A 20,173-nucleotide genomic window follows, 5' to 3' on the forward strand; every position below is an offset into this window, starting at 1 on the left:
TCCCATTGTAGCTTTCATATTTTTTTGCTTAATTTTATTAAGACAGAATAATTACATATATGAAGAAGCTTTTATTCATTTTTTGTTTTTCAGGTTTATTTTTTAATGGAAAAGCTCAGGATATCCCTTCTTATTCCTTTGAAGAACTGGAAGAAAAAATTATAACTGAATCTGAAGAACGCGCATTGGTCGTAAACTTCTGGGCAACATGGTGCGCACCCTGCATCAAAGAACTTCCATATTTTGAGAGCTTAACAGAAGCATATGCCCCTGATAAATTAAAAGTATTACTGGTAAGCTTGGATATGGATAAGGAAAGAGCCGTCAAATTTAAAGAGAAGAAAAAATTACAGTCGGATGTAGCTTATCTTGATGAGGTAGATTTCAATAAGTGGATTGATAAAATCAGTCCTGATTGGAGCGGTGCTATTCCTGCTACATTGATGATATCTCCTGAAGGAAACAGCTCCTTTTACGAAGGTGAGTTTACAAAAGAAGAATTATATGAGCAAGTAAAACGTTTTTTCAACAAAACAGATTAGCTATGAAAAGATATGTTGCATTTTTCTCTGTGCTTACATTGATATTTACCATCAGCGCAAATACTGCCAAACAGGAAGGCTATGAGGTTGGTGATTATGCTACAGACTTCAACCTGGAAGGCGTAGATGGCAAAAAAGTATCGCTTAGTGATTATGAGGACGCTGAAGGCTTTATTGTAATATTTACCTGCAATACCTGCCCATATGCCAAGATGTATGAGCAACGCATCATTAAATTACATAAAACGTATGCTGACAAAGGCTATCCTGTTGTTGCCATCAACCCTAATTGTTCAGAGCGATCTCCCGGAGATTCCATGAGCGAAATGAAAAAGCGCGCCCAAGAAAAAGGTTTTGGTTTCGCGTACCTTCAGGATGAAACCCAGGACATCACCAAAGCTTATGGTGCTACCAATACTCCGCATGTTTATATACTGGATAAGGAAAACAGTGGTAAACTGAAAGTGGCTTATATTGGTACGATTGACAATAATTACAAAGATGCTGATAAAGCAAACGTACATTATGTTCAGGATGCTGTTGATGCTTTAATGCAAGGTAATAGTGTACCTGAAACCAATACTAAAGCAATAGGCTGCACAATAAAATGGAAAATGAGCTAATGATTTAAGCCCGCTTGTCGGGCTTTTTTTATACCTTTGAAGTTTATTACTTACAGGAATATTTGATCTATACAGAGACCTATCTATACATTCTATGAAATTTGGTATTGTAATCTTTCCCGGTTCCAATTGTGATGAAGATTTATATTATGTCTATAAAGAAATTCTGAAACTGGATGTTGTAAAACTTTGGCATAAAGAAAGAGATTTAAAAGGCTGTGATTTTATCCTGGTTCCTGGTGGTTTTTCTTATGGTGACTACCTACGTTCCGGAGCCATTGCACGCTTTTCGCCTATAATGGATGCTGTGATTGAACACGCAAATAAAGGTGGATATGTCTTAGGAATATGCAACGGATTCCAGATTCTTACCGAAGCAGGATTACTTCCCGGCACCTTGCTCAAAAACAAAGAGCAAAAATTTATTTGTAAGAATGCATATATCAAACCAGTGTCAAAAACAGCGCTGATGACAGCTAGCCTTGATCACCACAAAGCATATAAAATTCCGGTAGCTCATGCCGATGGTCGCTATTATGCGCCTGAAAATGTGATCAAAACACTGGAAGATAATGATCAAATTCTTTTTCAATACTGTAGCGATAAATGCGAACTTGATGAGCTGAGTAACTTTAATGGTTCAATCCATGCAATCGCGGGTGTCTGCAATAAGGAAAAAAATGTATTTGGATTAATGCCTCACCCTGAGCGAGCATCTGATGAAGCATTGGGCAACACTGATGGAAAAGCCTTACTAGCATCTTTACTTGAAAAAAATCTGGTATGACGCATCCCAATTGCGTAATGGAGATGCGAATGATAAAATTACTTTAGGTAATCGGTCCGCTACCCCCTTGCTGAGGTGCATTGTAATTTTGTTCAAAAGTAAGCAGCATTTTGTGGGTCTGAGAATTTAGTTTCTTCCTGAAGAAGGGCGTCCACCCAATGAAAAAGCCTGTAATCCCTAGTACTTGTCTGGACCATTGGTATAGGTCAAAGCTGTCTTTATGCTGAATTATTTTATCATCTGAATTCAAATTCAACAGAGACGATATTATGTACTTTCCTGACAGTCTTGCTAAAGGTATAGAACGTTTCCCAACGTGCGCTTCTCTTTTAATCAGTAGTTTTTATAATCTGATGCTTTTACACAAAAGTCTGTGCCTTGCTGAGACTGGCAAAGTATCCGCCACAAATGAGTCAGTTAAACTAGGCGGAAGTTGGAAGCCGATGAACCGAATAAGTCAGCCTGATTGCCCTACGGTTTTTTATGCTCTCGAGAAAACTGCGTTAGTCATTAATAGCAGTTATTTACCTTGGAACTACAGATTAGCAGAATAACCTCAACAATGTTTGCATTTTTGAAAACATTCGTGCAGTTTTGGTCGTACTATACCATGAATGTTATTGCTAAAAGAACACTAAGAGAGTTTTGGCTCAAACATCCTGAAGCTGAAGTGGCTCTTAAAGAGTGGCACCATACCGCTGAAAAAGCTACTTGGGAAAAGCCTAGCAAAATAGTAGAAGCTATTGCCAATACGCGTTTTATTGGTAATAACCGTTTTGTGTTCAAAATCAGAGGTAACAATCATTGCTTGGTTGTGAAAATCTTATTTCCGTTTCGGCAAGTGTATGTTCGTTTTGTAGGTACACATGCTGAATATGGTCAGATTGATGCTAATACTATTTAATGAATGCCTTATGGCTCAATTACAAATAACTCCGATTCGTAGCGAGAAAGATCTCAACAAGGCTTTTGCCCGTATTGATCAGCTCATTGAAGCTAAGCCTGATACTGTTGAGTACGAAGAATTGGTCATTCTAGGGGACTTGGTGTATGCCTATGAACAAAAACATCATGCTATCGGTCTTCCCGATCCAATTGATTTGTTAAAAGCTAAGATTGAGGATGGAGACATTAGCCTGGAGGAGCTTAAAGAAATCCTGCCTAACCGATCTACCCGCTCTCTGGTATTAAGTAAACAAAGGAGAATTCCCGTGAAGGCTATGTATGAAATGGTATCCAGAGGATGGTTTCCTGCAGCATCTGTTTTTCTGCCAGCCTATTTTGAAGGCTTTGAAGCTGCTTCTTGATGGGGGGGGGATACGTTCGATATTTTACACTATGTGGGTTAGTTTGACTGCAATCCTACCAACCTTTACCCCCTCTCTAACTCGCAAGAGGCGTAACATATAGTTGAACTAGCGGGAGGAGAGCAGAAGATGTTTGATCAGCTGAATAGTGCATTACAGGAAGGTCATTATCAGTGGGGATTACGATTAGCCGACTATCTACTCCCAACAGACTATGAAAAAACGATAGTTGTTGAAGTGAAGATAAAGTTGTTAAGAGCGTTAGTAGCACAACAAATAAATGCTCCCGCCAGAAACTACTATCTCTCGTATACTTACGAATTGGAGAAAAATATACAGTAGGACATTTAGTTAAGTAATAGCAGCGTATCATTTCTCATTTTTACCATTTTTAGGCGTAGTTTCATCTATCACTCCTATTCTCTTTAGCCTATCTTTGACGAAGTAGATAGTGAATTAGTAGTAATTCAAAACCTGGATAACCATGAATATAGCCGTCACCTCCGCCAGCGGACAACTGGGATCGGCCATTGTTTTGCGACCTAATAATGGCCAGAACGAAATGAAATCCTATAGATCCAATCTGCTTTACTCACTGATACTTGTTTCTTTAGTGATGGTGGGCAAGCTAGAAGCACAAGCTCAACAGTCAGAAAGAAATACAACAATCGCATCAATCGGTGATGCAGTTATGGAAAAGATCGATCTGGCTTTACCTGACGAGCTATATGAAGGTTACCTATTTTGGCACCAGGCAGATGAAATCGACACCGATGTAGTTAATTACACAATGCTTCTTGATACTGAGGGAAAGGTAGTTCATCGCTGGGATAGCGATTTAAATGGAGGAGGGCATACCTCCTACCTGCTGGAGTCCGGTGGTCTGTTACGTACCGGTATTAGGGATCGGGAATGGGTAACGGGGCAGCCCGTGGCCGCTACCGACATTCTACAGATCACAGACAAAACCGGAAAAGCGATCTGGGAGTTAAGTGCCAAGAATATTGATATTAATGGTAACAAAATCACCTTTCACCACGATATGCTACCCATGCCCAACGGCAATATCCTGGTTTTATTCTACGAAGAAATTAGCCTGGAAGAAGCAGCGGCGGCTGGTTGGACTGCTGGCAAGGGCAAAACGGTTTGGTCAGATGGGGTGTTGGAGATCAAACCCGACCTGAAGGGGGATTCCCATGAAGTAGTCTGGTATTGGCGCTTTGTTGACCATGTCATTCAGGATCAAGATGCGAATGCGGCCAACTACGGTGTGATTGCCGATCATCCGGAAAAGATCGATGGTCACTTCCCCAAAAGCTATATGCCAATGAATGCTGTGCGGCAACATTTAAATGGTCTAGACTATCACCCGGGCATGGATCAGATCGTTGTTAGCTCCTTTATCTATAACGAAATCTGGGTGATCGATCACAGCACGACCATCGAAGAAGCCGCAGGCTCCACCGGTGGTCGAAGGGGCATGGGGGGTGATCTACTGTTCCGATACGGTAATCCCGCTGTCTACGCGATGGGCACCGAGGAAGACCGCCTATTCCAGAATCAACACGACGCCAACTGGGTTGATGAAGGTCTCCCTGGAGCCGGCAATATCTTGGTGCTTAATAACAATACCGGCATGGGCGCCATAGCCAGAGTAGGCACTAATGGGGCGGCAGCCGCTGTTACCCAGGAACAGTTGCAAGGTATTAGCAACGTCCATGAAATCAGCCCCACTGTTAATGATGATGGACATTACGTCATAGCCAAAGCTGGAGCCTTTGAAGCGGAGCAAATCTGGTTTTGGGAAAACGATGACTTTTTCGCTCCCTTTCAAGGTGGGGCTCGTCGCTTGCCCAATGGGAATACCCTTCTGACCGATACGGTAGGAAGAAGGGTCTGGGAAGTTGCGCCTGATGGGGATGTAGTCGTTCGATACAAAGGTCCTGCGCCTGCCTTTAAAGCGTTCAAATACTCTGCCGAGCAAGTAGCAGGTTTGCTTGAGTAGTTAAAGTAGATATTGAAATAGAAATATCAAATCATTGGAGAAAAATTATGAGTCAATTATCTCCTTGCCCTACCTGTGGCAGTAAGTCAAAAATAAAAGAAAAAGCAGAGGCTTTAGAAAAAGAATTAATGACGTTAACGAACAGTAAATAAGATGGATTTTCTTAAAAAAAATTACGGCTGGATACTGGTTGCCATGCTGGCAGTACTACCCATGTTCATCATCTTGAATATGGTGAATATTGATTTTGCCAACGGCTTATCCATTACATTGGTTGAAGGTGCCAGTGGTGAAGGTAGAACAACGTTAGAGTTGTTATATCACATCTCCGGAGAGTTTGCCATACGATGGATGACTGCTGTTCTAACCCTAACACCTTTTTTTATCCTTTTTGGTATTTCTAATCTTTTTGTCAGGCAGGCCATGGGGATTGCGACCGCCGTTTGGAGTTTCCTGCACTTTATCATTTTTATCTGGGGGGAAGGTTTTTTAGAGACGTTTACCCAAGTAAACTATATCGCCGGGTTTGTAGCTGTCTTAATTTTAATTCCTCTATTTTTTACCTCCAATAGAAAATTAATGAAGCGGCTAAAATCAAAATGGAAAAAACTACAGAGTCTGGCTTACGTGGCCATCATTCTAAGCTTATTGCACGTGGCTATTTTAGAAAAAACCTGGATAGTTTATGCGGTAATCGTAGGCATTGGCTTTGTGATTAGAATGCCATTGATAAAAGAAAAAGTAATTGCGTTTCGAAAAAACAGAAGAACTGCTACAGCTTAGATAATTAAAAAAATTGATAATTTTCAAGAGGAAATAGTATGAAAATCGCAGTAACATCCGCCAGTGGCCAATTGGGATCGGCTATTGTCAAACAATTGATAAAAGAAATTGGGAAAGAAAACGTCATCGTCATCGCCCGCACTCCGTCACATGCCGAATCCCTTGGCGTGTAAGTTAGAGCCGGAGACTACACCCAAAGAGAACAATTTGACATAGCCTTGCGGGGTGTGGATGTGCTGCTGCTCGTTTCGGGGAACGACGATCCTGAGAAACGGAAGCAGCAACACGCCAATGTGATTGATGCTGCCCGAGTAGCCGGGGTGGGCAAAGTGGTATACACCAGCATTATTGGGCCGGTACAGGATTCTAACTTTTCGCCGATTGTGAAAAGCAATCGCCATACGGAAGAGTATCTAAAAAACAGCGGACTAACCTGGTCGATCGGACGCAACGGAATTTACCTGGAGCCCGATCTGGAATACCTGGATCACTACCGAAAAGACGGTAAGATTACCAACTCTGCTGGAGACGGTCGCTGTGCTTACACCACGCGGGCAGAACTGGCCGACGCTTACGCCCGGATACTCACCGAAGATCAGCACAACGGGCAGATCTACAATCTTACCGGTCCAGCCATCACGCAGTACGAACTAGCGGACTTGATGAACGAGGTGTTCGACACCCATCTGCACTACGAACCGATGAGTGTTGAAGCGTATCGTCAGCAGCGCATCAATGAATTGGGCGACTTTATGGGCACAGTCATCGCGGGCATTTACCAGGGCATCAGAAACGGTGATATGGACGGTGCCCTCCGACTATCAAAAAGCCACGGGTAGAGAGCATATCAGCCTTCTAGAAGCGATGAAATACTTTCAAGCGCAGGCATTGACCTAACATCCACGAACACAAATTTTTTTACTTTAACTCAGCATAATTATGAACCAGTCCTATAAAACATATATCGTATTGATCAGCCTGCTGCTCGCCAGTTTTCCGCTACTGGCGCAGCAAGAAACGGAAGCGACCCGCAAATTAAAAGCCCGAAATGAAGAATTTCGTCCCGACATTATAAAGATCACCGATAATGTATACACCGCGGTGGGCTACAGTGTCTCCAACGTTTCTATGATCATTGGGGAAACCGGATTGATCATCGTAGATACCGGACAGAAACCGGCGGATGCCGAGAAGATACTGGCTGAGTTTCGCAAAATTACCGACATACCGGTGAAGGCTATCGTTTATACCCACGGACACGGGGACCATACCGGGGGAGCCAGCGTGTTTGTAGGAGATGATGCGCCGGAAATCTGGAGTCGTTCCGGTCATTATCGGGAGCAGGAGGGCTTTGACCTAGAAACTCGTACCTTGAAAGAAGCGGGACTTACCATCAATGGGAAACGTGGAATCCGGCAGGCGGGCCTCACCTTGCCCGATGAGTGGCACATCAACAACGGGATTGCTCCGGCCCCTTCTTTTTCAGCCGAAGGGGTTAGCAACCCTGCCGGTAACGTGGGACTTATCGAGCCGACCCGCACTTTTGAGGAAGACCGAGTGAATCTGGACATCGGCGGGGTTCAACTGGATTTAGTAGCGGCTACCGGGGAAACCTACGACCAATTGTACGTCTGGCTACCCCAAGAAAGAGTGATTTTTGCAGGTGACAACTTCTACAAGTCTTTTCCCAACCTGTATACCATTCGGGGGGCACCCTACCGTGATGTACAGGACTGGTATAAAAGTATAGATCAGATGTTAAAAGAAGGGCCAAGACATGTGGTGCCGGGGCATACGCGCCCGATCGTAGGGGAACAGGAAACCGTACAGGCACTAACCAACTACCGGGATGCCATTCAATTTGTGTTTGATAAGACCATTGAAGGAATGAATAAGGGTATGACCCCGGATGAACTGGTCACCTACGTGCAGTTACCCGATTCGTTGGCCGATCAAGACTATCTTACCGAGTATTATGGGGCGGTAGCCTGGTCGGTGCGCTCTATCTTCCAAGGTTACCTGGGTTGGTTTGATGGTAATCCTATTAATCTTGACCCGCTGACACCAAAAGAAGAAGCCCAGCGAATGGCAACCTTAGTGGGCGGAGAAGATCAGCTGTTGGCCACGGCTCAGCAAGCACTCGACGAGAAGGATTACCAGTGGGCGGCCACTCTTACCGATTACTTGTTAGCGTTGGACCCAAATGCGGATGAACCCAAGATAATCAAAGCCAATGCGTTGATTGGTATTGCCGAAAATATGCTGACGGCGACCGGAAGAAATTATACTCTCTCGTATGCTTTGGAACTGAAAAAAGAAGCTGAGGCGAACAGTAAAAAGTGATTGGCTAGCTACCCGCCACTTATCACCACGCTGTATTGACAAATCAGAATTTTATCGTAGCGAGCACTTTGTCATACCGGGTGTTGGCTACCGATAATTTCACCCGTTTGTGTTGACAGCCCCTACTTATTAAAAACACTCATTTCCAGTCAGTTTACGCAAACATTTCTGACTTTTTCAACTTCTTCTTCGCAAACCATACTGGCTTGATTACCAAAATTCTGCCTGATAAAACTAAGGATTTCTGCAATATCCTTATCGCTCAAAAATCTATGTTGCGGCATTACACTGTTATACATTTCACCATTTACTTCAATGCTTCCTTCCAGGCCATTTAGAACAATTTCAATCAACCTTTGTTTGTCACCTTTGACCCACTCTGTGTCTACCAATGGCGGGAATCGTCCTACAGCGCCTTTACCATTTTGCTGATGACAGGTTGCACAATATGTATTGTATAATTTTTGGCCGCTGAGCAATTCTTTTTGTAAATCATCCTGTATTATATCAGGAGTTTTAATATGTGACAACAGCTTACGTTTCTCCATTTCCGCTAAATGTGATTCGCCAAACTTATCTTTTTCTCCTTTGTACATCACTCGCCATATTTTTCCCTGATTGGATTCAGTAATGTATAAAGATCCATCCGGAGCTTCAGCTAGTCCGACGGGACGATATTGGGCATCACTGGTATTTACCAAGGTATCAGTGCCAGTAAATCCATCAGCAAAAACTTCCCAACTACCTTGAGCTATTCCATTTTTGAAAGGGACAAACACCACGATATAGCCCGACTGTGGATAAGGGGCCCGGTTGGTAGAACCATGAAATGCGATAAAGGCTCCATTTTTATACCGCTCAGGAAAATGATCTCCCTGGTAAAATAACAGATCATTGGGAGCCCAGTGTCCGGGAAACCCCATTTCCGGTAAGTCCATATCCTCACATCTACCAACGATCTTGCCATCACCGCCATATTCAGGGGCTAGAACTTTCTTTTGTTGTAACTGGTCATAATAGCAGTAAGGCCATCCGTAGTCTGCCCCTTCTTCAATTTTCAGAAACTCTTCGGAAGGAAGTACTGCACTTTGCCATGCCGTATAACGATCGGGATACAGGCTGTGCAGGTTATCTCTCCCATGCATCATAATATACAAGTGCTCATCAATGGGGTTCCAATCCATAGCCACAACACTTCGGATACCAGTAGCATAGCGCTCACCATCCTTTTGTGTTAAACCAATTTTATCTGCTGTAAAACGCCATATTCCACCATGCTCTTCTAGTTCAGGGCAAGGATCCAGGCCTTCACCATTGGTTGCTCCATTAGGCGTAGCGCTTAGTTCCTGACAGGCATTTGAAGGTGCTCCAAAAGGCACATACATAAATCCATGATTGTCAAATGTTATAGGTTTGGTAATATGCCAATGTACTCCATGCGAATGTTCATCCTTTAACACTGTCTCCTTTTTACCCTTAGGAATCAGATCTCCATTCGTTATTTCCTGACGATAAATTTCAGTAGCAGTGCTGTAGTACAAATAATTATTATGGATAAGCATACCAGTGCCATAGGTAGTCCGCTTACTTCCCTCAGTCCCAAATCTTTGTATGATATCTGCCCTACCATCACCAGTAGTGTCACGAAGTGCGATATTTCCACCCCGGAGGCTGTCTGTAGAGCTCAGTTTGACATAAATATCACCATTATCATTTACCGTAAGATGTCTTGCCCGACCAATGCTGTCAACCACCACCAATGCTTCAAATCCTTCAGGTAAAAAAAGACCTCCATTACCCGGATCAGATGCAGGCATTTGTGGTGATTGATTGCAGGCGTATAAGCTCAATATCAAGCCTAACCAAGTGATTTTTTTCATTTATTATTCATCTATAAATGTTTTCATATTCCGCGAAATCTCCTTTAACATAAAGACTTACTTTTCAGTAAAAATCTGGGCAGAAATTCCATTTAAGTCCCAGGCTATTTTACCTTCACGGATCGTCAATTCAGCTTCAAACTTTTGTTTACCCATTATTCTATTCCCACCAGCATCCACAAAACCAAATTTACCTTCGCGGAGACTCAGTACAGCAATATCTGCTACTGAACCTTCAGTCAGATGGCCCAGATCATCTCTTTGAATTGACTTTGCGGGTTTCCAGGTAGCCCGAAGCAGTACTTCATCGGTAGGCATACCCATGCTTAAATATTTAGACATCACATTCAGCATATCTTTCATACCGGCGTTCATACTAAAACGGTGCAGGTCTGTACCGAATGAGTTGGGCCACAAGTCTTGCTCCAGTGCGGGCATGGCTTCGCTAAACCAAAAACCGGCACCACCGTGTCCCAGATCAAATAAGACACCTCTTTCTTTCGCTGCCATCACAAAGGGGCGTACTTTGTCCTGATCGTCAATGACAGACATACGTTCATCAACTCTTTCAAATGCATGTGTAATGATGTCACCGGGCCTCATCTGTTCAAGTTGGTCTTCCAAAGCATATTGTGGTAAATGACATTCTACAAAAAGAGGCTTATCTACCTGTTTTGCTGCTGCCAATGCCCTTTCAAAAGGAATCCAGGATTCACCTTCATAGTGCCCGATTTTTACGCCTACTATGATTTCTGAATAGCGCTGCATCATTGCTACGGTTTTTTTCACATCCATTTCATCAAGTAGTTGCTGTTCGGGATTCCCACTCATACCCGGACCAGCAATGTTCAAAAAAGCCAGCACCCTGGTTTTGGATTGGTCAATAACTTGTTCTTTAAATTTCGGGAAATTCTTCCATCCGGAGGTACCCGCATCTACTACTGTTGTGACTCCCGCTTTCAGCGTAAAATCATCAGGTGATAAGCTGTAGATTCCGTCAGCGAACTGGTTCATTTTACTGCCAACAAATACGTGGGTGTGGATATCAATCAGCCCAGGACAAACATAAAACCCTTTTACATCAATGACTTTGTCTGCTTCATTTTCAGATATATGGGGGGCAACATGATAAATTCTGCCATCAGCTATGGCAACATCCATAACCGTATCAATTTGATTTTTGGGATCAAACACATGGCCTCCTTTTAGCAGTATATCAATTTGTTGTGCGTGAGCAAAACTCACTAAGCCCACCAGTAAAAAGGCTAAAAGTGCTCTATTACAAGTTGTTAAGAGCGTTGAACTATGGATGTATGTGCTATTCAAGAGCTTCACCTCCCGGAGTTTTCTTTTTCACTTTTCCAACCCTGCATACTGATGCCGTTCAAATCCCAGACTACCTTTCCTGCTCTTAAGGTTAGTTCTGTTTCCAGTTTTTTGTTTCCTGTGAGACGTGAACGTCTTACATCCACAAAACCAAAATCACCTTCATGTAAGTTAAACACGGCAACATCCGCATCCGCTCCTACACTCAAGTGTCCTAATTCCTCACGATCTATTACCTGCGCAGGTGCCCAGCTTGCCCTTAAAATTGCATCCTGAAGACTAAGTCCCATAGCCATAAACTTAGACAGTACATTGCTTAAATCTTTCATTCCCGCATTCATGCTTTGCGTATGCAAATCGGTGCTGATGACATTAGCGACAAAGCCTTGTTCCATCGCTGGTATGGCCTGTCGCCAGGAGAAAGCACCTCCCCCATGTCCTACGTCAAATACAATCCCTCTTTTCTGTGCTTCAAATACAAATGGCTTCACCTGATCATTCTCATCCACAATAGTTTCCCTTTGGCTGGGCCCATAAGAATAAGTATGCGTGAAAATATCTCCGGGACGTAAATGCTCCATGTATAATGATTCAATAGAGAGTGGAGGATCATGTTCTCCGAAATCCACCATCACAGGAACGTCAGCCAGTTCACCTGCTTCAACCGCTTTATCAACCTGAGTGAAATCACCCCAATAATGCGCGGCCTTGATTCCTACCAGTATATCGGGATACAATTGATTAATCATATGGGCAGTCATAACTGGATTCATATCACTAACATCCTGCTCTTCAAAACGCCCATACATACCCGTACCAACGATATTCAAGAGTGCCAAAATTCGTGTTTCCGATTTATCAATGGTTTGGGCTTTGAACTGACGAAAGTTTCTCCATCCGGACGATCCTGCGTCTACTACAGTTGTAACTCCCGAGCGGAATGTAAATCCATCAGGTGCAACACTAGTAGGGCCATTCGCGATGTAGGAACCAGGTTCATTACCGTGGAACACATGGACGTGCATATCAATTAAACCAGGCGTGACATACAACCCACTCACACTGATCACTTTTTCAGCCTTGCTTTCGTCAATGTCAGCTGCTACCTGAGCTATTTTGCCATCTGCAATGCCAATGTCCAGGACAGCATCAATCTTATTTTTGGGGTCAATGACATGCCCTCCTTTCAATAATATGTCAAGTTCCTGAGCGTAAACTGACAGCGGCAATATTAAGCCAAGAAAATAGACTACGACAAACGCTTGCTTATGCATTTCTGTTTAGGTTGCTAATGATATTTTTTAGAACAAGAATTAGGACGATATAGAAGTGATATGTTGACTGATCAGGTTGCCAAGGGAGGTCCTCCAGGAATTACTACGGGGCGGCGTTCTTGATCGTATTTGGCACGTTTGGCAGAAAATTCAGCGGTCAGATATTCCCCCAGATAGATTGAACCTTTAAACATATCTCCTTCAACTTTTCCTGAAAAAAGAAAGCTTATAGCATCTCCTGAAGTACGTTGCCTGCTACTGAGCTTTACCACATCATTTTCTACCATACCTACGATATCCTGCATGCTAAAATCAGCCTTGTGTGTGCCCTGAATCCAGTTCCCATCCTGCTCCAGGAACAAGGCATGATTACTAATACTTGTGAAATAGTTTACTTCTACTTCCCAATGACCACTCACATCTGCTTTGGCGGCAGCAAGATCAGTTTTTCTGGGGCCTCGCTTTTGTGAGAGTACGCCATAAATACGATTAGCGACAACCTCTACATCCTCATCCTTCATTTGATTGGGAGTCACATTGACAGAAGTCATTCCATCACGATCGCGACTTCCGATCGCCACTCTGGGTTTGTTTCTGGCTAGTTCCTCTGCGAGTTCAGCCCCTGTAATATTGAGCTTATCAGGGTCCCAGCTGATATGAAGTACCGGAGCATGGTTAGAAAGACCGCTCGGTTCGGTTACATTACTACTCACTCCTTCAATTTTAGTTACTTTTTTTGCAATCTCATCCAGCCAGCTAAGCCAGGTATTCCATTCCGCTTTGTGGTCACGGGTGGTCCAAGCCTCTACAGCTGCCAGCATGCCCATCATTTCTTCTTTTCCCACTTTATTATCTCGCCCTGGGCCATGATGTGGAGAACTCGCCTGCCAGGCAGACATCAACAAATCTTTATCCCCAAGCAACAAGCCTGCACATTGTGGACCGCATATGGCTTTGCCACCACTGTAAGCAACAATTGTTGCCCCTTTGTCCAGATGAACACAAGGTATGGTAAGGTCTTCAGCGGCTGCATCTGCCAGAATAGGGATATTTTTCGGCTTGGCGATTCCTGCAATTACTTCTAGAGAGAGTGGCTGTCCACTTTCTGAGTTTCTTCCTGTCATGATATAAATCATAGCGGTACGTTCATTGATCGCTTTCTCAAGCTCTTCAGGAGTTTCTACTTCAATCACCTTAACACCGACATTGCGTACTGCATGATCGTATACATTGCGGGAATAGCGAGGAATGATGACTTCAGTTTTTTCAAAGCCGGCAAGGTCAGGGATACGTACCAGCTTTTCCGGATTACCACCAGTTACGCAGGCAGCTGTGACATGTTTGAGACCGGCAGCACAGCCGGAGGAGACCATCCCCCACTCTGCTTTGGTAATTTCTGCCAGGCGTTTACCAATTCCATACGCCAATTCGTCATACTGCACAAAATAACCGGAAGCAGCTTCCATGGCTTCTAAAACTTCCGGTCGCTCAATAGAGCCCCCGATAATGGTGAATGTGCCACGACAGTTTACAATTGTATCTACGCCTATCGCTTTGTAAATATTTTCCTTGCCCTTTTCGGTAGCTAAAGTAGATAGTATACTTTTAGAAGATGAGTTGTTAAGCATTGCTTCATGAGGTAGCACAGTCCCTGCCAGGGGGAGAAGTGAAAGTTGCTTGATAATTTCTCGACGATTCATAATAGTCAGTGCATGTTAAGATTAGGTAGTAAAATTTCCAGCTTTCTAAAAATAGTAAAAGCTGGAGTTAGCAACAATGCTATCTGAAAATAAACACCTGCATCAAACACTTCAGGAAAGCATAATCTTTTTCTGAGGATAATTTTATGTATTAACACCCCAGAAATTAATACATTAGATGAAGCAGACCTGATGAGCATAACTTTCGCAGCGCTGATGATGTATCTGCTGCTAACGTTAAAAGCTACAATAACTATGATGAATATTCATCATAGACACTACATACACAAGCTAAAATATTTTAAAATGTACAAGTACGTTTTTCTGATTTGTTTTTTGATGATGTCTTATGTTGGAAATAGCCAGAAGTTGTATGATCCGGGCCCCAACTCAAACAGCTACAAAGGGATACCCAAAGGTACGCTGACGCAACATTCCTGGGAAAGTAAAATTTATCCCAATACTAGCCGTGAATATTATGTATATGTGCCCGCTCAATACAATCCTGATGAAGCAGCCGCTTTAATGATTTTCCAGGATGGTCACACGTATATTCAAGAAGATGGTGACTTTAGGGTGCCGACTGTCTTTGACAACCTTATCAGTCAGGGCAATATGCCGGTCACCCTGGGATTGTTTATCAATCCGGGACATGATATTAAGCTGGAAAAGCCAGAAACCCCGTGGCGGGCAAGCAACAGAAGCCTGGAGTATGATGATGTATCTGACACCTACGCGCGCTTCCTTATAGAAGAAATGATTCCTGAGCTAAAAAAGCAGTACAATATTTCAGATGATCCCAAGATGAGAGCAATCTGTGGCATTTCATCGGGAGGTATAAGTGCTTTCACTGCTGCCTGGTTTTATCCGGAGCAATTTCACAAAGTGCTGAGCCATATCGGAAGTTTTACGGATATCAGAGGCGGTCACAATTATCCCTCCATGATCAGAAAAAATGATAAAAAAGCTATTAAAGTTTTTCTTCAGGATGGTGAAAATGACCTGAATAACCAATTCGGAAACTGGTGGCTGGCCAACCAACAGATGGCATCCGCCCTGGCTTTTAAAAACTATGAGTATAGATTCGCTGAAGGGAAAGGCGCTCATGACGGCAATCATGGCGGTGCTATTTTGCCGGAATCACTGACCTGGCTATGGAGGGATGTGTCTCCTCAAATCATTAAGTCACAAGTACATCATTTTCCCAAACATACCGAAGATAGTGTGATGATAAGCGGGGAGAGCATGCACTTCAAAGAGATAGAATTTAAAACTGTTTATATGAATAGCGCAGGAGAAGAAGCTGATATTTATGATGAAGAAAGAGAGCAGATATTTATCATCAAGAACGGTGAAGTAAATGTCAAGCTGAAAGGTCGTAGCAAAACGATTGGAAAAAACAGTGTACTGGTATTACTTCCCGGTGATAAGGCTACATTAGCATCTGCTACACCAGAGGCTATCTTTTATACGATGAATTATATTTCCAAGAAAGAAATGGATACTCGCAGAGGCAGGAAAGCTGGTGGATCTGCAATCATTGATTTTGATGCACTAGAATTCAGAGCACATGATAAAGGAGGTGTTCGCAACTTTTTTCACCGGGCAACCAGCATGTGTCCCTATTATGAAATGCATGTCACGAACCTAAATCCGGGAATCAAAAGTCATGAACCCCATACCCATGAGGCTAGCGAAATTATTTTGATGATAGAAGGAGAAAGCGAGATGGAAATAGGAAACGACATTTTCCCGGCCAAGGGAGGAGATGTATATTTTATTTCTTCCAATGTTGCCCATGCGATTAAAAATATTGGGGAGAAACAATGTAGGTACTTCGCTTTTCAATGGGAATAAGATAATGTTCTTTAAAATGATTGTTGCACAAAGTGTATAATATCAATATTTTGCTGATTGCAGTTTTATGCTAACTCTCCTGAAGCTGTAAATAACCTAAACGAACTTTTTACTATGAACTCACGTCGCAATTTTCTGCAAAAATTTTCCAGCGGAGCTTTAATGCTTCCACTTCTTCCTTCTGCCCAACTTTCTGGATTGTACAATGAGGCCTACGAAGGCCCGGTGCTGAAGGTAGCTATCATGGGGCTGGGTAGTTATGCTAACCGGGTAGCTCGAGCCATGGAATCCTGTAAGAAAGCAAAAATTACAGGGGTCATCAGCGGCACGCCCTCTAAAATCAAGGACTGGCAAAGCAGATACAACATTCCTGATAAAAGCTGTTATAACTACGAGAACTTTGACCAGGTAAAAAACAATCCTGACATTGATGCCATCTATGTCATCACCCCTAATGCGCTGCACCACGAGGAGGTAATACGAGTAGCCAAGGCCGGCAAACATGCCATTTGTGAGAAACCTATGGCAATTAATGCGCAGCAGGGACAGGAAATGGTAGATGCCTGTAAACAGGCTAATGTAAAGCTTTTGGTAGGCTATCGCATGCACTTTGAGCCCCACACATTGGAGATAATTCGCATGCGTGAGGCCGGTGAGTTTGGTAACATTAAATTTTTTCAGGGACTTTCAGGTTTTAAAATTGGTGATCCTAGCCAGTGGCGACTGGACAAAGAACTGGCAGGTGGCGGAGCCATGATGGATATCGGTATCTACTCTGTCAACGGAGCACGATACATGGTGGGTGAAGAGCCGGTTTGGGTAACCGCGCAGGAAACCAAAACTGACCCCGTAAAATTTAAGGAAGGGGTAGATGAAACCATACAGTTTCAATTTGGCTTTCCCAGCGGTGCTGTAGCATCCTGTTTATCTACCTATGCAATGAGCAATTTGGATCGCTTTTTTCTAAATGGCACAGAAGGTTTTGGCGAACTACATCCGGCTACGGGTTATGGTCCCACCAAAGGTAAAACACATAAAGGTGAATTAAATCAGCCTGTGGTTACTCACCAGACAGTACAAATGGATGAAATGGCAGGGATAATTTTAGAAGGTAATAAAGCTCCCGTCCCGGTTGACGGAGAAGAAGGCGTAAAAGATCTTAAAATTATTGATGCTATTTACAGGGCTGTAAAAACAGGTAAAAAGGAAGAGCTTAACCTTACATAATACGTATACAATCATGTCTGAATTTGAAAAAAGGGGTAAGTAGCGAACACCTCTTTTTTCTCATTTATTATCTGAGTTTTTTTGGTGTTGATTTGACCTAGATCAATGTGTTAACCCATACCCAACTGCATTTCATGCTTTTGAACAGCTTACCGAAGCCGAAGTAGTCAAAAAGCACAATGCGATCGGTTTCGAGATTATGATAAACACTCATTGTCGTAAGTTTCGCCTGGATATGTTATGGCTGGAGATAGTGAAATAGCAAAAATTTACCTCTCAATTACCAAAGAGTGCTGATTTTGAAAATTGCTACGGCTCTGGAAAATCTGTTAAAGTTGAGCTCCCGGTAAAGTTTGCGTTTTCATGGATCAACCTGGCTATTATAAAAGGTGCAGGCAGAAAAATTGGTTTAAAGTTCTTACACGATAACCTTAACATTAGCGGTAATAAAGTGAGCTGTCCTTTATAGGTTAGGTATTAAGCTTTTTCTGAAGTACAATCATGTGTTTACACAAAATTCCGTTTTCATAAATTGGTTTTGGGTAGTTATCAGTGAAAAAGTTTTTCCTGATCCCTACAATTTCAAAACCTTCTTTTTGATACAGGTATAACTGCATGATTGAGCCATTTGCAGTACCAATGAGCATGTCTTCATAACCCATTTCCTGCGCAATTTTTGCGGCTTCACTCAGTAAATATTTTCCAATACCTTTTCCCTGATATGCTTCAGCAACAGCTATATTTTTGATTTCAATGCTTAGACTTGTTATTTCCTGAAGTACGAAAACAGCAATTATTATATCATCTTTTTCTAACACAAAAATCCTGGCACTATCAATGTATTGCTGAATAGCTTCTCTTTTTTCATCTGCAAGCAGCAAGAGTTCAAAAGGTTTTTCCTCATCTTCATATAACTCCCTAAGCCTGGTATATTGTAATATATCATCGTCCATGGCAAATTGATCATTAAGCTTGAAACCAGTTTGTTTATATACGTGTACCAGGGAATGATGTTAACATGTCTTATTTAACATTAGTCGGTTATATTAGATTTTTTTTTAGATATTTCTGAGCTTAAAATGGTAATTCTGAAACCGTACATTTACTACTGACATCAACTACGACTGCAACACATGACATTAAAAAAATTGCTGGCTAGACTACATTTGATCATCGGACTGGGCGTTGGACTTCTTTTTTTTATCATTGCTTTATCAGGAGCGATTTATACCTGGGCACCCGAGATTGAGCGCATCATTTATAAACAAAAAATAGCAGCCAGGGATACTTCCTTCGTCCCCATCTCAGCACTTAAGTCTACATTAGATCAAGTGTTTCCTGAAGGTGATTTTCGTACCGCCTTCTACCGAAATAAGAGTAGCACTGCTGAGGTCTTACTCTATGCTCCTGGTACTTATTATATTGCTCAGATGAACCCTTATTCCGCTGAGTTAGTACATCTGCAAGATATGAATCAGGGCTGGCTGAATTACATCAAGTTTATCCACCGTAACCTTATGCTGGGAGATATAGGGCGAGAAATCGTACATTGGGTTACGCTTCTTGCCTTACCCATGTTGCTCACGGGTTTGGTCCTCTGGTGGCCATCAAAGCGAAAAGTAAGCAAGCATTTATTCAAGATTAAGTGGAATGCTTCACCAAAAAGGCTCAATTATGACCTCCATAATGTGTTAGGCTTTTATGCTACCTGGATACTTATCTTTAGCATCCTTACCGGAATTTTTTGGGGGTTTGATGCGGTAAAAGAAATACTCAGGGCTGGTACCGCTGAAAATGAAAGCGTGTATGAGATTCCGAAGTCAGATATTAATAATTCAGGAGGGGAAACAGATCAGTTCTTGGTCATGGATAGTTTAATGCAACTGTATCAAAGCCGTTTTCCCAACAAAAATATAAGTGTCAGCAATCCCCATCAGGAAGATGAACCTATTCGTGTGGCACTAATTGACCCCGCCATGCTGGTGTATAATGTTGATCATCATTACCATGACCGTTATTCCGGAAAACGAATTACGGGACACTTTGAACATGGTGTCTATGATCAGAACAGCACTTTTACAACGCTAAATGGACTCGTCTATGATATTCACTTTGGCAACATTTTTGGCTTTCCCGGGAAAATGTTGGTGTGCCTGGCGTCTCTTATTGCTGCTTCCTTACCCGTCACAGGATTTATCATATGGTGGAACAAGAAAAAAAAGAAAATAAATAGGCAGCCTGTTTGATGTAGTTCATACCGGAAGTGTATCCCAAGCATCCTTTTAATATTTAATATATAACATATTTTCAAATCAGATTAGGATCATAAGTCCTTATTTAATCAGCCCTTTGCTATCACTGACGCTGTTGCTAAAGTCATGTTCTGGCATCATTTAAATATTTAAAGGCAGCAAAAGATCTAAACAACCAAGCCATCTGAATACTGTGCATTAATTATGCGAGACGCCAGCGGATGAACCAGATTTTATTATTTCACTTCCAGCCATCCCATACCACTG

The 20,173-nt window shown here is 42.5% G+C and carries 20 protein-coding genes; 14 read left to right on the top strand and 6 right to left on the bottom strand.

The window, feature by feature from the left end:
• Nucleotides 1-59: 59 nt before the first annotated feature.
• The 3 genes from OKW21_RS12090 (at nucleotide 60) to purQ (ending at nucleotide 1,952) form a co-directional block, all read left to right on the top strand.
• Complete coding sequence (locus OKW21_RS12090; RefSeq protein ID WP_277479742.1) at nucleotides 60-542, top strand: TlpA family protein disulfide reductase; 483 nt, start codon at nucleotides 60-62, stop codon at nucleotides 540-542.
• A 2-nt stretch (nucleotides 543-544) separates the two neighbouring features.
• The gene (locus tag OKW21_RS12095; protein ID WP_277479743.1) at nucleotides 545-1,165 is read left to right on the top strand and encodes a thioredoxin family protein; all 621 of its coding nucleotides are present in this window, start codon (nucleotides 545-547) and stop codon (nucleotides 1,163-1,165) included.
• Nucleotides 1,166-1,259: 94 nt separating this feature from the next.
• Complete coding sequence (gene purQ, locus OKW21_RS12100; RefSeq protein WP_277479744.1) at nucleotides 1,260-1,952, top strand: phosphoribosylformylglycinamidine synthase subunit PurQ; 693 nt, start codon at nucleotides 1,260-1,262, stop codon at nucleotides 1,950-1,952.
• Between the two features lie 43 nt (nucleotides 1,953-1,995).
• Here purQ and OKW21_RS12105 read toward each other — a convergent pair whose 3' ends face one another.
• Entirely contained in the window at nucleotides 1,996-2,208 is a 213-nt protein-coding gene (locus OKW21_RS12105) for a hypothetical protein (RefSeq protein WP_277479745.1), read from the bottom strand.
• Nucleotides 2,209-2,562: 354 nt separating this feature from the next.
• Here OKW21_RS12105 and OKW21_RS12110 point away from each other — a divergent pair, with 354 nt between their 5' ends.
• The 8 genes from OKW21_RS12110 (at nucleotide 2,563) to OKW21_RS12145 (ending at nucleotide 8,390) form a co-directional block, all read left to right on the top strand.
• The gene (locus tag OKW21_RS12110) at nucleotides 2,563-2,856 is read left to right on the top strand and encodes a type II toxin-antitoxin system HigB family toxin (RefSeq protein WP_277479746.1); all 294 of its coding nucleotides are present in this window, start codon (nucleotides 2,563-2,565) and stop codon (nucleotides 2,854-2,856) included.
• Nucleotides 2,857-2,866: 10 nt separating this feature from the next.
• The gene (locus OKW21_RS12115) at nucleotides 2,867-3,259 is read left to right on the top strand and encodes a helix-turn-helix domain-containing protein (protein WP_277479747.1); all 393 of its coding nucleotides are present in this window, start codon (nucleotides 2,867-2,869) and stop codon (nucleotides 3,257-3,259) included.
• Nucleotides 3,260-3,388: 129 nt separating this feature from the next.
• Nucleotides 3,389-3,601 (top strand): alkyl sulfatase dimerization domain-containing protein, encoded by a 213-nt coding sequence (locus OKW21_RS12120; protein ID WP_420870102.1) that lies wholly within the window; start codon nucleotides 3,389-3,391, stop codon nucleotides 3,599-3,601.
• A gap of 142 nt (nucleotides 3,602-3,743) precedes the next feature.
• A complete protein-coding gene (locus OKW21_RS12125) occupies nucleotides 3,744-5,264 on the top strand; it encodes an aryl-sulfate sulfotransferase (protein ID WP_277479749.1) in 1,521 nt (506 codons plus the stop codon).
• A gap of 153 nt (nucleotides 5,265-5,417) precedes the next feature.
• Nucleotides 5,418-6,047 (top strand): ferric reductase-like transmembrane domain-containing protein, encoded by a 630-nt coding sequence (locus OKW21_RS12130; RefSeq protein ID WP_277479750.1) that lies wholly within the window; start codon nucleotides 5,418-5,420, stop codon nucleotides 6,045-6,047.
• A gap of 38 nt (nucleotides 6,048-6,085) precedes the next feature.
• Nucleotides 6,086-6,220: a hypothetical protein gene (locus tag OKW21_RS12135; RefSeq protein WP_277479751.1), complete on the top strand. Its 135-nt coding sequence runs from the start codon at nucleotides 6,086-6,088 to the stop codon at nucleotides 6,218-6,220.
• A 54-nt stretch (nucleotides 6,221-6,274) separates the two neighbouring features.
• Nucleotides 6,275-6,886 (top strand): NAD(P)H-binding protein, encoded by a 612-nt coding sequence (locus OKW21_RS12140; RefSeq protein WP_277479753.1) that lies wholly within the window; start codon nucleotides 6,275-6,277, stop codon nucleotides 6,884-6,886.
• Between the two features lie 100 nt (nucleotides 6,887-6,986).
• Nucleotides 6,987-8,390 (top strand): alkyl/aryl-sulfatase, encoded by a 1,404-nt coding sequence (locus OKW21_RS12145; protein WP_277479754.1) that lies wholly within the window; start codon nucleotides 6,987-6,989, stop codon nucleotides 8,388-8,390.
• Nucleotides 8,391-8,539: 149 nt separating this feature from the next.
• On the opposite strand, the gene OKW21_RS12150 is transcribed toward OKW21_RS12145, so the two are convergent.
• The 4 genes from OKW21_RS12150 to OKW21_RS12165 form a co-directional block, all read right to left on the bottom strand.
• Complete coding sequence (locus tag OKW21_RS12150) at nucleotides 8,540-10,270, bottom strand: PQQ-dependent sugar dehydrogenase (RefSeq protein ID WP_277479755.1); 1,731 nt, start codon at nucleotides 10,268-10,270, stop codon at nucleotides 8,540-8,542.
• A gap of 57 nt (nucleotides 10,271-10,327) precedes the next feature.
• The gene (locus OKW21_RS12155; RefSeq protein WP_277479756.1) at nucleotides 10,328-11,515 is read right to left on the bottom strand and encodes an amidohydrolase/deacetylase family metallohydrolase; all 1,188 of its coding nucleotides are present in this window, start codon (nucleotides 11,513-11,515) and stop codon (nucleotides 10,328-10,330) included.
• 86 nt (nucleotides 11,516-11,601) lie between these two features.
• Nucleotides 11,602-12,870 carry an amidohydrolase/deacetylase family metallohydrolase gene (locus tag OKW21_RS12160; protein ID WP_277479757.1) on the bottom strand — a complete coding sequence of 423 codons (1,269 nt, stop codon included), beginning with the start codon at nucleotides 12,868-12,870 and terminating at the stop codon, nucleotides 11,602-11,604.
• Between the two features lie 71 nt (nucleotides 12,871-12,941).
• The gene (locus OKW21_RS12165; RefSeq protein ID WP_277479759.1) at nucleotides 12,942-14,570 is read right to left on the bottom strand and encodes an aminotransferase class V-fold PLP-dependent enzyme; all 1,629 of its coding nucleotides are present in this window, start codon (nucleotides 14,568-14,570) and stop codon (nucleotides 12,942-12,944) included.
• Nucleotides 14,571-14,876: 306 nt separating this feature from the next.
• On the opposite strand from OKW21_RS12165, the gene OKW21_RS12170 reads away from it, so the two are divergent.
• A complete protein-coding gene (locus tag OKW21_RS12170) occupies nucleotides 14,877-16,427 on the top strand; it encodes an alpha/beta hydrolase-fold protein (protein ID WP_277479760.1) in 1,551 nt (516 codons plus the stop codon).
• Between the two features lie 114 nt (nucleotides 16,428-16,541).
• Entirely contained in the window at nucleotides 16,542-17,654 is a 1,113-nt protein-coding gene (locus OKW21_RS12175; protein WP_277479761.1) for a Gfo/Idh/MocA family protein, read from the top strand.
• A 470-nt stretch (nucleotides 17,655-18,124) separates the two neighbouring features.
• Here OKW21_RS12175 and OKW21_RS12180 read toward each other — a convergent pair whose 3' ends face one another.
• Nucleotides 18,125-18,607, bottom strand: a complete 483-nt coding sequence (locus OKW21_RS12180; RefSeq protein WP_277479762.1) for a GNAT family N-acetyltransferase — start codon at nucleotides 18,605-18,607, stop codon at nucleotides 18,125-18,127.
• Nucleotides 18,608-18,787: 180 nt separating this feature from the next.
• On the opposite strand from OKW21_RS12180, the gene OKW21_RS12185 reads away from it, so the two are divergent.
• On the top strand, nucleotides 18,788-19,900 hold the full coding sequence (locus OKW21_RS12185; RefSeq protein WP_277479763.1) for a PepSY-associated TM helix domain-containing protein: 1,113 nt from the start codon (nucleotides 18,788-18,790) through the stop codon (nucleotides 19,898-19,900).
• Nucleotides 19,901-20,173 lie beyond the last annotated feature (273 nt).

Origin of the sequence: Catalinimonas alkaloidigena (assembly GCF_029504655.1) — a bacterium.
In the GTDB taxonomy this organism is placed as follows: domain Bacteria; phylum Bacteroidota; class Bacteroidia; order Cytophagales; family Cyclobacteriaceae; genus Catalinimonas; species Catalinimonas alkaloidigena.